General features: G+C 34.4%; 11 protein-coding genes, 1 tRNA gene and 1 pseudogene. 7 read left to right on the top strand and 6 right to left on the bottom strand.

Annotation, left to right across the window (positions count from 1 at the left end; genetic code table 11):
• Nucleotides 1–42: 42 nt before the first annotated feature.
• The 3 genes from J7R05_RS02070 (at nucleotide 43) to gltX (ending at nucleotide 4,614) form a co-directional block, all read left to right on the top strand.
• Complete coding sequence (locus tag J7R05_RS02070; RefSeq protein ID WP_208541003.1) at nucleotides 43–1,422, top strand: class II 3-deoxy-7-phosphoheptulonate synthase; 1,380 nt, start codon at nucleotides 43–45, stop codon at nucleotides 1,420–1,422.
• A 122-nt stretch (nucleotides 1,423–1,544) separates the two neighbouring features.
• On the top strand, nucleotides 1,545–3,221 hold the full coding sequence (locus J7R05_RS02065; protein WP_208541002.1) for an NAD+ synthase: 1,677 nt from the start codon (nucleotides 1,545–1,547) through the stop codon (nucleotides 3,219–3,221).
• 10 nt (nucleotides 3,222–3,231) lie between these two features.
• A complete protein-coding gene (gltX, locus tag J7R05_RS02060) occupies nucleotides 3,232–4,614 on the top strand; it encodes a glutamate--tRNA ligase (RefSeq protein WP_208541001.1) in 1,383 nt (460 codons plus the stop codon).
• Nucleotides 4,615–4,690: 76 nt separating this feature from the next.
• On the opposite strand, the gene J7R05_RS02055 is transcribed toward gltX, so the two are convergent.
• Both J7R05_RS02055 and J7R05_RS02050 read right to left on the bottom strand, forming a co-directional pair.
• Complete coding sequence (locus J7R05_RS02055; RefSeq protein ID WP_208541000.1) at nucleotides 4,691–6,094, bottom strand: DEAD/DEAH box helicase; 1,404 nt, start codon at nucleotides 6,092–6,094, stop codon at nucleotides 4,691–4,693.
• A gap of 140 nt (nucleotides 6,095–6,234) precedes the next feature.
• On the bottom strand, nucleotides 6,235–7,008 hold the full coding sequence (locus J7R05_RS02050) for an NAD kinase (protein ID WP_078689673.1): 774 nt from the start codon (nucleotides 7,006–7,008) through the stop codon (nucleotides 6,235–6,237).
• Nucleotides 7,009–7,233: 225 nt separating this feature from the next.
• On the opposite strand from J7R05_RS02050, the gene J7R05_RS02045 reads away from it, so the two are divergent.
• The 3 genes from J7R05_RS02045 to J7R05_RS02035 all read left to right on the top strand — a co-directional run bounded on the left by J7R05_RS02045 (nucleotide 7,234) and on the right by J7R05_RS02035 (nucleotide 11,348).
• Nucleotides 7,234–7,310: transfer RNA gene (locus J7R05_RS02045), tRNA-Arg, on the top strand.
• Nucleotides 7,311–7,970: 660 nt separating this feature from the next.
• Nucleotides 7,971–9,509 carry a histidine ammonia-lyase gene (hutH, locus tag J7R05_RS02040; RefSeq protein WP_208540999.1) on the top strand — a complete coding sequence of 513 codons (1,539 nt, stop codon included), beginning with the start codon at nucleotides 7,971–7,973 and terminating at the stop codon, nucleotides 9,507–9,509.
• A 462-nt stretch (nucleotides 9,510–9,971) separates the two neighbouring features.
• Nucleotides 9,972–11,348: an amino acid permease gene (locus J7R05_RS02035; protein WP_208540998.1), complete on the top strand. Its 1,377-nt coding sequence runs from the start codon at nucleotides 9,972–9,974 to the stop codon at nucleotides 11,346–11,348.
• Nucleotides 11,349–12,200: 852 nt separating this feature from the next.
• On the opposite strand, the gene J7R05_RS09570 is transcribed toward J7R05_RS02035, so the two are convergent.
• From J7R05_RS09570 to J7R05_RS02020, 4 genes are all read right to left on the bottom strand, one after another.
• Nucleotides 12,201–12,365, bottom strand: a complete 165-nt coding sequence (locus tag J7R05_RS09570; protein ID WP_343070478.1) for a hypothetical protein — start codon at nucleotides 12,363–12,365, stop codon at nucleotides 12,201–12,203.
• A gap of 4 nt (nucleotides 12,366–12,369) precedes the next feature.
• Nucleotides 12,370–12,510: a helix-turn-helix domain-containing transcriptional regulator gene (locus tag J7R05_RS09180; RefSeq protein WP_246468198.1), complete on the bottom strand. Its 141-nt coding sequence runs from the start codon at nucleotides 12,508–12,510 to the stop codon at nucleotides 12,370–12,372.
• A gap of 1,008 nt (nucleotides 12,511–13,518) precedes the next feature.
• On the bottom strand, nucleotides 13,519–13,767 hold the full coding sequence (locus J7R05_RS02025) for a hypothetical protein (RefSeq protein WP_208540997.1): 249 nt from the start codon (nucleotides 13,765–13,767) through the stop codon (nucleotides 13,519–13,521).
• A 36-nt stretch (nucleotides 13,768–13,803) separates the two neighbouring features.
• Nucleotides 13,804–14,298 carry a DUF488 domain-containing protein gene (locus J7R05_RS02020; RefSeq protein ID WP_208540996.1) on the bottom strand — a complete coding sequence of 165 codons (495 nt, stop codon included), beginning with the start codon at nucleotides 14,296–14,298 and terminating at the stop codon, nucleotides 13,804–13,806.
• 683 nt (nucleotides 14,299–14,981) lie between these two features.
• Between J7R05_RS02020 and J7R05_RS02015 the strand changes: the two are divergent.
• A pseudogene (locus J7R05_RS02015) lies at nucleotides 14,982–15,080 on the top strand (single-stranded DNA-binding protein); the annotation flags it as partial.
• Nucleotides 15,081–15,204 lie beyond the last annotated feature (124 nt).

Below are 15,204 nucleotides of genomic sequence, written 5' to 3'. Positions count from 1 at the left end.
TTTTGCTATAATCTGCATGGAGGGGCTTTAGAGAGAGTTACGATGGTAAAAAAATGGGCACCTGGATCTTGGAGAGAAAGGCCAATTAAGCAAGTTCCAACTTATCCAGATCAATCTCTATTAGCAAATATTGAAAATGAGCTGCGCAGATATCCTCCTTTAGTTTTTGCTGGTGAAATTCGTGATTTGAAAGATAAATTAGCAGCAGTTACTAAAGGTCAGGCTTTTTTGTTACAAGGTGGTGATTGTGCAGAGAGCTTTGCAGAATATGAGGCTAATAATATTCGTAATTTTTTTCGTGTGTTTTTGCAAATGGCGATTGTTTTAACTTTTGGCAATTCTAAGCCAGTTGTTAAAATTGGTCGTATTGCTGGTCAATTTGCAAAGCCACGCTCTTGCGATATGGAAAGCAAAGGTAAAGATAAGCTTCCTGCTTATCGGGGTGATATTATTAATAGCATTAAATTTGACAAAGATTCTCGTATTCCTGATCCGCGACGAATGTTAATGGTCTATCGTCAATCGGCTGCAACGCTTAATTTGTTACGTATTTTTTCACAAGGTGGCTATGCTAACTTAGAAAATGTTCATAAATGGATGTTGAGTTTTATTTCCAATAGCCCACAAGGTGAACGTTATGAATTGTTGGCAAAACGTATTTCTGAAATAATAGATTTTATGCGTTCAATAGGAATTACGGCCAAAGCAAATTCTTCATTGTACACAACGTCTTTTTATACAAGCCACGAAGCACTTTTGCTTAACTATGAAGAACCTTTAACACGAATTGATTCAAGTTCTGGAGATTGGTATGCGGCATCTGGCCATATGTTATGGATAGGTGATCGTACACGCCAACTTGATCATGCACATGTTGAATATTGCCGCGGTATTAAAAATCCTATTGGATTAAAATGTGGTCCTTCTATTGATCCTGATGAGCTTTTGAGGTTAATTGATATTCTTAATCCTAAGAATGAGCCAGGTAGGCTTACTCTCATTGTACGTTTTGGTTATGATAAGATTGAGAATTATCTTCCTAGGCTCATTCGTGTAGTTGAGCGTGAGAGACGCAATGTTCTATGGTCTTGTGATCCAATGCATGGCAATACAATTATGGCGAATGGTTATAAAACTCGCCCCTTTGATCATATTTTAAAAGAAGTCGAAAGTTTTTTTTCTATACATCAGAGGGAAGGAACTTATCCAGGTGGCATTCATATTGAAATGACTGGTCGTGATGTGACTGAATGTACAGGTGGTACATATGCTATTTCAGTAGAAGATCTTTCTGATCGCTATCATACTCATTGTGATCCACGATTGAATGCGAATCAGGCATTAGAATTAGCTTTTCTTGTTGCTGAACTTCTTAAAAAGAATCATGATGCTAATTTATTAACTGTTGAGTCAAATACGTAAAGAGGAAAATCACTTAGCGTAATTTATAATTAATGCTTTTCTATTTGTGAAATTAAACGCTTTTTAAGAAAAGGAATGCTTTGGTGATTGAAACTGAGTTATAGTCACACTAAATTAATTTAATGACACAACAACTTATAGAGAATGATTTTCGGATTGCAGTTGCCCAATTAAATCCTGTTATCGGTGATATTGAAGAAAATTTTGCTCTCGCAATAATGGCCCATCAGAAAGCTCAAGAACAAGGTGCTGATCTTGTATTATTAACTGAGCTTTTTATAAGTGCTTATCCACCGGAAGACCTTGTGCTTAAGCCTGCTTTTATAAAGGCATGTGAAAATGCTGTGCAGAGATTAGCAAAAGTGACAAAAAATGGACCAGGTATTGTTATTGGTGTTCCAATAAGACGTGATGATGCTATTTATAACGGTGTTATGCTCCTTAACGATGGGCAAATAGTTGCTGAACGCTTAAAGTTTGATTTGCCTAATTACGCTGAATTTGACGAAAAGCGGGTATTTTCTTCTGATCCGTTTCTTGAGCCTATTGTTTACCGTGGAATAACACTCGGGATTGTGATCTGTGAAGATATTTGGAGTGATTCTTCTATTTGTGCACAGCTTAGCAATAAAGGAGCTGAGATTATTCTTGTTCCTAATGGATCTCCTTATACGCATCATAAAACACTCAAACGTTTAGATATTGTTCGAGCGCAAGCTATCCAATCGGGTGTGCCGATTATTTATGCTAATCAAATTGGTGGTCAAGATGAGTTGGTTTTTGATGGAGGATCTTTTGCATTGAATGGACAAGGCAAAATGGCATTTCAGATGAAACATTTTGAGAGCCATATTGCTTTAAGTCACTGGCAACGACAATCTATCGGATGGCAATGTATTTCTGGTCCTAATGAAGAACTTTTAAGTGGACTAGCTGCTGATTATCAAGCTTGTGTTTTAGGTTTAAGAGATTATGTTAACAAAAACTGTTTTCAAGATGTTATTCTTGGTCTTTCAGGGGGTATTGATTCAGCACTTTGCGCAACAATGGCAGTAGATGCTCTTGGCGCTGAGAGAGTTCGCACTGTAATGATGCCTTATCATTATACTTCACAAGAATCGTTGAAAGATGCTGAAGATTGCGCGCATTTTTTAGGGTGTCGTTACGAGGTTATACCAATTATTCAACCTGTTGAGGGCTTTTTGAATGCATTAGCACCTGTGTTTTCACAATTGAAACCTGATCTTACAGAAGAAAATCTTCAAAGTCGTACACGTGGAACTATTTTAATGGCTCTTTCGAATAAATTTGGTTCAATGGTGATTACAACAGGTAATAAGTCAGAAATGGCAGTTGGATATGCAACACTTTACGGTGATATGAACGGTGGTTTTAACCCTATTAAAGATATTTATAAAATGCAGGTCTATGCATTGGCAAAATGGCGTAATAAAAATCACTTGCAGAATTTATTAGGGGCAAAAGGAGTTGTTATTCCATCTAATATTATCATGAAAGCACCTTCCGCGGAGTTACGGGAAAATCAGAAAGATGAAGATTCTCTTCCTCCTTATCCTATTTTAGATGATATTTTACAATCTCTTGTGGAAGATGACATGAGTGTTGGTGAGATTGTTCAATGTGGGCATTTACGAGAAACGGTTGAGAAAATTGAACACTTGCTTTATTTAGCTGAATATAAAAGGCGACAGTCTGCACCTGGTGTAAAAATCAGTTCTAAAAGCTTCGGACGTGACCGTCGTTATCCTATTATCAATCGTTTTCGCGATAAAAGTTGAGCATTGTTTAATGATAAAAGTTCGTTTTGCCCCATCTCCAACAGGTTATATTCATATTGGCAATGCCCGTATTGCTTTATTTAATTGGCTTTATGCGCAAGCATGTAATGGCACATTTGTTTTACGCTATGACGATACAGATGTTGAACGTTCTAAACAAGAATATATTGATGGTATTATGATTGATCTTGAGTGGCTTAGTATTAGGCCAGATGAAATTCATTATCAATCTAAACGATTTAGTCGATATGATGAGGTTACAGAAACTCTTAAACAACGTGGTCTTCTGTACCCCTGTTATGAAACGGCGGAAGAATTAGATCGGCGCCGCAAAATCCAGCTTTCGCGCAAGCTACCTCCTGTTTATAATCGTGAGGCATTAAAATTGACCCCAGAAGATAGAAGAAACTTTGAATCTCAAGGTCGTAAACCCCATTGGCGTTTTCTTTTACCTAATTTTGAAAATGATCCATTTCAAACAAAGCGGACAGAAATTCATTGGGATGATCTTGTAAAGGGAAAGCAGCTGATTGATTTAGCTTCTATTTCAGATCCCGTTTTAATTCGTGAGGATGGGAGCTATCTTTATACACTGCCTTCTGTAGTTGATGATATAGATATGGCTATTACACATGTTATTCGTGGTGATGATCACATTACCAATACAGGTGCGCAGATTGCTATTTTTAAAGCTCTTGGTGTAAAGCCGCCGATTTTAGGGCATATTAATTTGTTGACTACGATTTCAGGAAAAGGGCTTTCAAAACGTAACAATGACCTTTCTGTCCGTTCTTTACGACAAGAAGGATTTGAATCGATGGCTGTTCAATGTCTTTCTGTTTTGACTGGAACATCACAAAATGTGCAGATTTATCCTAATCAGGCTGTTCTTTTAGAGCATTTTGATCTCCAAAACACATCAAAATCAGCTGCAAAATTTGATTCTGTTGATCTCCTTTCTCTAAATAGTCACCTTGTTCATGAGTTGACATATGAGGATGTCAAAGAACGGCTTGAGAAGCTTTCTATTGATGGAGAAAAGGTAGAAGAATTTTGGAATGCGATAAGAAACAATATTGATAAAGTGAATGATGCAGCTTTATGGTGGACAATTATTCATGATGATATGCATGATGGTCAGAATTTCAAGGCGATTGCTCCTGAAGATCATGCATTTGTACGTCAATCTGTTGATTTGTTACCGAAAGGTGTATTAAATGATGAAAGCTGGCAAATTTGGACAACAGCATTAAAAGAAAAAACAGGCCGTAAAGGGAAGGCTTTATTTATGCCATTGCGTCAGGCGCTTACTGGAATGGAACATGGTCCTGAAATGGCCAAACTTTTGCAGCTTTTGGGGCGTGAAAAAGTCGTAAATAGGTTGACTGTTTAAAAAAATCACTCAGTGAAGAACAATTTAAAAATATTTTATCGATCTTATCGTTATTCTCAATAATCAGACTTGCGATTTAAGAGCGGGTTTTTATGAGCATAAATGCTGGAACATCGGCACCAAACCCAAGGGGAGTATGATTTTGATCTTTCTCTGAATGGGATAACTCGGGTGAATTTATTTTATTTTTTGTAGTTTTACTATGAGATGTTTTATCTTCTTTTGATGCTTTTTTAGTGTGAGCAGTGTGTTTTTTAGGGGTGGATTTTTTTGAAAGTTTTGCAGATTTTGTTTTTACAATAGAGTCATTTGTCTGATCACTGATAGATAAAGTAGAAAGATCCCCATTAAGCCATTCAATTTTTTCTTTACTTATTTTTTCAATGGCGCTGATGTATTTTTGGTCATCGTGTGTAACAATGGTAAAAGCTTTTCCAGTACGCTTTGCACGCCCTGTACGACCAATCCGATGAATATAATCCTCGGCATGTGTTGGTACATCATAGTTGAAAACATGACTGACATCTGGGATATCAAGCCCACGGGCGGCAACGTCAGAAGCAACAAGAAGTGTGAGTTTATTGTCTTTAAAATCAGCTAATGTATTCATGCGTGAGTGCTGATCCATATCACCATGAAGTGCACCTACACTAAAATTGTATTTGGTAAGTGATCTAAAAAGCTCAGAAATATCTTTTTTCCGATTGCAGAAAATAATAGCGTTTTTAAGTTCATCACCTTCATTATAAATAAGCTCTCGCAAAACAGCTCTTTTATCCCACGCTTTGCTTCCAGATTTGACAAGACGTTGTGTAATTGTTGTAGCTGTTGATGACGCTTTTGTAACTTCAACACAGATGGGTGAATGTAAAAATTGCTCTGTCAATTTTGTAATTTCTGGCGCCATTGTTGCTGAGAAAAACAAAGTTTGACGGGTAAACGGAGTTAATTTGCAGATACGTTCAATATCAGGAATAAACCCCATATCCAACATACGATCGGCTTCATCAATGACAAGAATTTCAGTACCTATCAAAAGCAATTTACCACGTTCAAAATGATCAAGAAGACGTCCTGGTGTTGCTATAAGAACATCGGCACCCTGTTCAAGTTTGCGATTTTGATCTTCAAAAGAAACTCCACCAATTAAAAGAACGACATTTAAACGATGATTCAATCCATATTTATCGAAATTTTCTTGAACTTGGGCTGCAAGTTCTCGCGTTGGCTCTAATATAAGAGTACGAGGCATTCTTGCTCTTGCGCGGCCTTTTTCCAGTAATGTAAGCATAGGGAGAACGAATGAGGCTGTCTTACCAGTACCAGTCTGAGCGATCCCAAGCACATCTTTACGTTGAAGCACATGAGGAATTGTTTCACTCTGAATAGGTGTTGGAGCCGTATATCCTGCTGATCTTACAGCTTTAATAACTTTTTCGGAAAGGCCTAAATCGTCAAAACTATTCAAAGGTGGTGTCATTTTTCTATCGATTGTTCTGCAATTTTAACCTAGTTAGTTAGGTTGGTTCGCATCCCATATTATGAAGAGGGTTAAGACGCATTTGCAAAAAAGTCAACTGTAACTACTCTATATGTATAAGAAAACAACGATAAAAATAATTAATAACGAAATTGTTCTGATAAAATACGTTCATCCCATGAATGGTCAGGGTCGAAAAGAATAGAAGCTGTTACATCTGAAGCTGATGAAATGATAACTGAATGAACAGATTTAACTTCCACATTATCAGCGGCAGCGTTTACAGGGCGTTTGTTTGCTTCGAGCATATCAAAACGCACTGTTACCGTATTGGGCAGTAATGCTCCATGCCAGCGTCGAGGGCGAAAAGGGCTAACAGGGGTGAGGGCCATAAGAGGTGCCATGAGAGGCAAAATGGGACCTTGTGCTGACAAATTATATGCGGTAGATCCTGCTGGTGTGGCAACAAGGATACCATCACAATTGAGTTGTTCCATGCGTACTTTGTTATCAATGCTGATACGAATCTTAGCAGCTTGATAAGATTGACGAAATAAAGATACTTCATTAATTGCAAGTGCTTCAATATGTTGTTGACATTCAGTGTTTGCAATCATGCGTAGGGGGTGAATTTCTTTTTTGTGCGCAGCAGCAATGCGGATTGGCAATTTCTGCTCATGAAACTCATTCATAAGGAATCCTATTGAACCTCGATTCATGCCATAAATAGGTTTTCCAGTATTCATAACATCTCGCACCGCTCGTAACATTGTTCCATCACCGCCGAGTGCAACAACTACATCGCTTTCTTCAAGAGAAGAATGGCCATAAACGGAGATTAATTGATTGGTGGCTTTAATAGCCTCTTCAGTTTCAGCAGAAATGAAATGAAAGCGACTTGGTAATGGTGGCATTGAGAATTGTCCTGGTATTTTCGGTATATTTTTAATGTATTTTTTAGAATTTGGAAGTTTTATATAAGCACCATTTTTGCAAAAAGAAGGAATTTTGTATGAAAAGTTAATCTATTGTGGGACAATATTTTTCTTTTTGCAATTTTTTTCAAAATGGCAATTCACCATTGAAGCTGAGAGCATGATCAGTTAAAAGGCCTCAACTGGTTTTAAAACAGTTTTTCGGCACCCGTAGCTCAGTTGGATAGAGCGCTGCCCTCCGAAGGCAGAGGTCACAGATTCGAATTCTGTCGGGTGCACCACTTTTTTCAATACTATTTTGAACATCATTGTAAATGATATAGCGTTAGTTTATGTACTTAAATAAAAATTGAACGGCGGATACTTACAAAACGTAAGGAAATTTTTCTTTATTGTGTGTTTTTTATTTTATTAAAAGCTAAGCAGAGTTTTTATTTATAAAATTTTTAAGCTTTTGTACCTGCTAAAATATCTGAAATATAATACTTTACAGAACTATATTAATAGACAAATTATTCTAACAATATTTTTGTTAAAATTAATATTCATTAGAAAAATAGTAGATTAGTTTTATTATATTAGAAAACCATTTTACAATTGACGACGCTATTTTAATATATTTGCTATTATCAATTAATTATAAAACTGGCTAAGATATTTTAATTTAATGCAACAGTTCTCGTTAATGTATTGTTAGTTCCTAACTTTAAACAATTATCGCTATTTACGCGGCATTTTATAGGCATATTTTATCAATTGAGGTGTTTAAAAATCATGCTTATAAATTAGATATACTCACTATAATATTTGATATTAAATTTTAAATGACCTAGTATTGTTTTTGGTGAAATAAATACAAGCTATATGGAGCTGTGGTATTTTTTCTTTTCATAAGCAATACGCTAATCTTGCGTTATACTAGATTAATAAGAAAGAAGATTATGACGATTATACTCAAGCCAGGCGAGGTAACACTTAGCGAACTTGAATCTGTTTATTGGGGTGGTAAAATAAGCAAACTTCATGAAGATACACATCTAGTTATCAAGAAGGGGGCGGCATGCATTGCTGAAATTGCTGCGGGTAATGAACCAGTTTATGGCATTAATACCGGTTTTGGAAAGTTAGCTTCTATTAAAATTGATGTAGATGATGTGGTCATTTTACAAAGAAATCTTATTTTATCACATTGTTGTGGTGTAGGGGCTCCTTTAGCTGAAAATATTGTACGTTTGATAATGACATTAAAGCTTATTTCGCTTGGGCGAGGGGTTTCTGGTGTTCGTCTGGAATTAGTGCATTTATTAGAAAATATGCTTGAAAAGGGAGTTATTCCTGTCATTCCTGAAAAGGGATCAGTTGGTGCATCAGGTGATCTGGCGCCACTTGCTCATATGGCAGCTGTTATGATAGGTGAAGGAGAAGCGTTCTTTCAAAATATTCGTATGAGTGGAGCAGATGCTTTAGAAAAAGCAGGGTTATCGCCTATTGTTTTAGAAGCAAAAGAAGGTTTAGCTCTTATCAATGGCACTCAAACCTCAACAGCACTTGCACTTGCAGGTCTTTTTCACGCTTATCGGGCATTGTGTGGAGGGCTTCTTTCTGGCGCAATGTCTACAGATGCCATTATGGGCTCAACGGCTCCATTTCATCCTGATATCCATATTTTACGCGGCCATCATGGGCAGATTGTTGTGTCGCAAGCATTAGAAAAACTTATAGAGGGTTCAGGAATTCGGATAGAGCATTTGCATGATGATAAACGTGTCCAGGATCCTTATTGTATACGTTGCCAACCACAAGTTATGGGTGCTTGTTTTGATATTCTTATATCAGCAGCAAAAACACTAATTATTGAAGCAAATGCAGTAACAGATAATCCATTGATTTTAAGCAACGGTGCAGTTGTATCGGGTGGAAATTTTCATGCTGAACCAGTGGCTTTTGCTGCTGATCAGATCGCGCTTGCTTTATGTGAAGTAGGTTCAATTTCTCAAAGACGTATTGCTCTTATGGTTGATCCAGCAGTTTCCTATGGGCTTCCTGCTTTTTTAGTACAAAATGCAGGTCTTAATTCAGGTTTCATGATCGCTGAAGTAACAGCAGCTGCTTTAATGTCTGAAAATAAACAAATGGCATATCCTGCTTCGGTTGATTCAACACCAACTTCAGCAAATCAGGAAGATCATGTTTCAATGGCTTGCCATGGTGCTCGTCGATTATTAGCTATGAGCGAAAATCTTTTTACTATTATTGGTATTGAAACACTTGTTGCAGCACAGGGAATTGAATGCCGTGCTCCTCTAAAAACAAGTCCTTTATTGCAGTCTGTTATGGAATATTTACGTAAGAATATCACGACTCTTAAAGCGGATCGTTATATGGCTGTAGATCTTGAAAAGGTGCATGTACTTGTAAGTGGGGGACATTTATTATCTGTTTTACCAAAAACAATTTTTCCGCAATTGGAGCTGAAATAATATTTATTTTGAAATTAAGTAAAGGAAAAAGCTCATTATATTTTTTAGGCTTTTCTCATATAGGTTTGGTGTCAGATGATATATTTGACCGATTAAGTAAGTAGAGACGATTTATAAATCGAACGAGTATATTCATTATTTCTATGCTTAGGTTGTAATAATGTAGCGGCAATACATCGAAAGCATCATAAAAAAGGCATTATTTATTATCAACACTTCCTAAAACTGAGAGAACAAAAAGAATATAATTTTTTGTTATCAACAGTGCAAATTGCATCACCATATATAATGATTATGCGCTTTAACCGTTATGATATTATATTTTTTATGAGATGAAAAAATAGAAATTTCAAAATCTTTCAGATCCATTAAAGTTTTTTGTATTTCAGTCGGCTTCGGTGCTTGTTACTCTGAAGATTTGCGCCTTTATAAGGATTATGTAGCATTTGAAAAAGGAAAAAAATGTCAATAAACCAACTTAAACGAGGTATGAATAAACGTCAGGTTATATTTTTAGCTTTCGGGTCTGCTATCGGAACAGGCCTTTTTTACGGGTCTGCACAAGCAATTAATCTTGCTGGTCCAAGTGTTCTTATTGCGTACTGTATTGCAGGTTTAGCTGTTTTTATGGTGATGCGTGCTCTAGGTGAGATGATTATTCATAATCCTTTGCCAGGTTCTTTTGCCCGTTACGCTGCAAATCATATATCACCTTTGGCTGGTTTTTTAACAGGGTGGACATATGTTTTTGAAGTGGTTCTTGTTGGTTTAGCTGATATTACAGTTTTTGCCACTTATATGGGGTTTTGGTATCCTAGTGTTTCTCCTTGGATCTGGACATTGAGCATTACACTTATCATTACCGCTATTAATTTAGCGGCAGTAAAAGTATATGGTGAGCTAGAATTTTGGCTGTCTTCTATCAAAGTAATTGCTATTATTGTTATGATTATTTTAGGCCTAGCAATTATTGTATTTAATTGGAATATGGGGGCGCAACCCACCATTCATAATTTATGGCAAAATGGTGGTATATTTCCCAATGGTTGGTTTGGTTTTTTAGCTTGCTTTAGCGTCGTTGTTTTTTCTTTTGGTGGGGTAGAGATTGTTGGAATAGCGGCTATGGAAACGCAAGATCCTAATAAAACTATTTCAAAAGCAATTAATTCTATTCCGATTCGGATTTTACTATTTTACGTTATGACTTTAACGGTTTTTATGATACTTTATCCTTGGAATAAAATTAGTTTTATTGATAGCCCTTTCGTTTCAATTTTTGAGAATCTTGGTATTTCATCAGCAGCTAATATTCTTAATATTGTTGTTGTTACAGCGGCTGTTTCAGCCATTAATAGCGAGATGTATGGTGCTAGCCGCATGATTCATGGGCTGTCACAAGAAGGCTATGCATTTAAGAAATTTCAATGTCTATCAAAAAACGGTGTACCAATTTTTGTTATTTTACTAATATTTGTCATATTTCTTTTTGGTGTTGTTCTTAACTATTTTTATCACGATCAACTTTTCTTTCTTATTGCAGCAATGGCAACATTTGCGACAGTTTTCGTTTGGGTGATGATTTTGCTTTCGCAAATTTTTATGCGACTTAAAATGCCCAAAGAAGAACAGCATAATCTAAAATTTTCGATTCCATTTTGGCCAATAGGATCAATTTTTGCTATTTTGTTTATGATTTTTGTTTTCGTTTTGTTATGCTTTTTTAATGATACACGACCAGTTTTAATCATAGGAGTAGCTTGGATTAGTTGGCTTGTAGTTTGTTTTTACATACTTAATTTTTTAAATAAAAAAAACAGAAAAACTATCTGTAAAAATTGAGTTTTTTATTTATTAAAAACAAAAAATTTTTGCTATTATTGATAAATAATCATTACAAATGCGGTAAATATTATAAGCACCAATTTCATTGGCAAACCGAGTTTTAGTGATTGAGTGAGTGAAAAATCTACTTTATGGAAATTCCATATTACTGATAAATTAACATAATATGGTATATATGAAATTTATTTTACGCTTTATTGATAAACATTTAAGTAATTTTTTTTGTAAAATATTTTTAAATAGCTTAGGAGGGTATAATTATTATTTATAATTTTACAATCCTCATACAAATATATCAAATTCGCATCTTAACTTTTCTTGCTTCCATATTAAGATAATCGCCTTAAATAAAAAGGGGAATAACTAATTACCACTTGAATTGTGATATTCAGCATACGCTCTCGCACAAACCGTTGAAAATATTCTCCACCAGTTAGGTTAAGAAGATCAAAGGTATTCATGTACACATGTGCAGAACTTGTTTTCTACTGTCAGAAGATAAAAGGTAAGGTGATGTACTTGGAAAAGCTTGGTATGTGCATGGAGAGAGTGATTGAAGATACTCGTACGAAGGCGCTGAAACAATAAGAGAGACGAGAGAATGTAATTTCATTTATAGAGTTTGACAGAAGAACAGCAAAATAGAGAAAATTGCTGATCACTTTTGGATTGGATATACATTTAAATCAACAGAAATACACCTTAGAGAAAGATTTAAAAGTTTTTTTTGGTTATAAAATCAAAGCACTCTGTAAGAGCTAATTTGAGAAAATTAGAACAGATACAAAAATTAGGACAGGATTAAGTGAATATAATCTCACTTTTTCTGTTAAAGCAGAGAGGGGATTTTTAAGCTTTTTCTAAAGATGCATGTTCTTCATTTTTTGTGGGTGTTAGGCTAATTTGCAAATTTAGAGCACTCAAAAGATTAAGAAAAATCGAGAGTTTAAGATTATCTTTATTGCTTAAAGAGCGGTAAAGAGATGCTCTTGATAACCCAGCGTTTTTAGCAATTTTCTCATTCCTTGGTTTTTGCTATTATCCCAAGAGCGTGAGCAAGATACTGATTATTTTTACTTTCAAGAGCATCTTGCAAAAGAATTTGTTGAGTTTCAGGAGTTTTAAAATACTCACTTGTATCAAATTTAGTGATTTTCATGTTTATATTCACAGGGATTTTTTGATATCTTTTTGTTGTGTAGATTTATCACTGCCATTAAAGAAGTAAGGTAATTTTTTGTTCTTGTTTTTAAAATAAATCCGATATCAGGACCATAATTATTTCTAATTTTCCCAATGCTATAGAAGACTTTTGCATTACCAAGAAGCTTCATTTTATTCTCGCTATCCGTATCTCAATATGCGTTTACACAATCTCATCTTTTAAAATCTAGCTATTGTATAAAATATTTTGTCTTGTACACTGTAAACATATGTAACTTATAAAATACAGTTGTTACAATGTTAAACACAATCTTTTGTTTCGATGACAGAAATTTTTTTCATTTTTAGAAATTATTTTATGAGTATTAGCAATTAGTTATATGAATGATATGAGAAAAAACTTATTAAGGTTATCAACATACTCTACTTGATCTTTATCTTTTCAATCTTTTAAAGATAATGTTATTTCTAAATAATTTCAGAGATCTAACTGCAGTTGCGATATAATTGGTGGATAAAATACTCCAATAATTATGTATGGATTTGGCGCTATTTTATGCCATTCAAATGTTGTTCCTAAGAAAAAGTGGAGATCTGTGGTTTTTGCAATTCCATCCAAATATTTTTTCTTAACCTTTTGAGCTTTTTCTTCATCAGATTAAGCCTTTTTCCTAAAGTTCCAATAAAGTTGACCTATTTCCCAATCTGATATCATTAGCGTACTACTAACGTTTTCATCATCCGTAAATTGATATGAAAATTTATAGGGTAATTGTTTTGATGATGTAAAACAAGAACTATCTATTTTATTAAAAAGCGAGCCTTGTTTAGCTAATTCACGAGTAATGGTTTCTTTATTAGAATTTTGTGTTGTTTTAACTCGTTGAAAAGTAAAATCATTATTAAAAATAACCAGAGACAATTCATTAGACTTTGCGCCTGCAATTATAGTCTTTAGATTAGTGTATCTAATATTAAACGTTTACGTTCTTCCCAATTTCCTTTAGAGGGAACGGATCCACAAATTTTTAATATCTTCAATATTACACGGTCGATAACTTTCTGGTCTGAAATCTTTCGGATTTTTGCCAAGATCCAGCTCTATCCATTGGTATTTTTTGTATTTTACGTTTAAAAAACGAAATGGTGCTGGATAAATCCTGATCAAGGTCCCATCTTCCTTAACACCAGCAGTACACACTAACTCTATGTATTTTTTAGAAGGTACTGGGTAAGTTTTTACTACAATCAACACTCGTTCTTTTTTTAATATTCTCATATTCAATTATCAAATATGTTTTATTTTAAATTTCCACTGAGGTAGTTTGGAGAGAGCGAGTGCAATTTGTCCTCTATGACATATACATACATTTTCTTCAAAACAAGTAATTGCAATGCGTTTTCTGTCTAAGAACAGCTGATATAATTTTTCTAATTCAAGAGAATTATCTTTAAGAGTTGTATTGTTATAGTCTTGAAAAAGACGCTCATAATCTTTTTGCGTTTTCAAATCTTGATGCTTTTCAGAAATAATACCCAGCTCTGGAATATGCCTATATTCAATACCCAATGCATTTACAATTTTAGATAATTGCGTTTTGGAAAACCCATATTTGCGACTTAATGGGTTTTTTCGAACATCACATAAAGTTTTGATATTATTTTTGATAAGACGATTGAGATAGTTTTCAAAAGATTGCCCCTCATACCCAATGGTGAAGAAACAAAAAGTCTCATCCTTTGGTCGAAATGTATCGATTTTTTCTAAATCTTTTTTCTCCATAACATTATTTGCTATACAACTGTTAATCGCAAAATATGGATAGTTTTTGTAGACATACTGAATAAGTTCATTACCTTTAAGTTTGCTAAATTTTTCAACAAATGAAGAAATTTTCTTTCGTGTAGCAAATTCAATATTAGCACTATAATCATTCTTTATTGATGTAAGCTGTCAATCATTTTCGTTCGCAAGTATGCCTAATTCTATAAGCTTGCATTTGTCAGCATAAGACTGAAAAGAGAAACATCTATATTTGTAAGGCACAAACTCGTAACTTTGTTTTTCTTCCCCTTGCGTAAATAGGAACAAATACTTTTAAAAATCTATACTTGAAAGGCGTCCTCTAAATTTTTGAATGAAGGCTAACAATAGTTTTTGCCGTTTGAATAGAATCCTGCCTTTTACTATTTTCATAATATTATTTCTGTATCTGATTGACGTAGATGAATTTGAAAAAAACACTCAAATTTCAACAAGTTGCGCTGGTTTATGATTTGCTTGATACAAATCAGTAAAATTATAGTACAAAAAATCATATAAATTATTTATTATCAGTTACTTATTTTATTTTTCTGTATTAACTAGTTTAGTATATTGTACTATACTATTATAAAATATAAAAAAATAAGTTTTTTATATCCGTATTTTGTTTCAATTATTTTCCTTAGAAAAGGTATAAAAATATGATCAATAAAATAACTTTAATAGGTTATCTTGGTGCCGATCCCGAAAGCAGAACAATGGCATCTGGTGCAGAGGTGGTGAACTTTCGTATAGCCAGCATTCAAGAGCTGTAAGTTTTTCTTTTGTCGTGAAATTATTACCAATGTCATGATAGTAAATTTTACAATCTCCGGAAACATTGGGATTTTTGATAAACAATGTTATGGCAATACCAGTCATACT

It is taken from the genome of Bartonella capreoli, assembly GCF_902813205.1.
In the GTDB taxonomy this organism is placed as follows: Bacteria; Pseudomonadota; Alphaproteobacteria; order Rhizobiales; family Rhizobiaceae; genus Bartonella; species Bartonella schoenbuchensis.
Note: the sequence above shows the minus strand (reverse complement) of the source record. Positions and strands in the feature narration are given on the sequence as shown.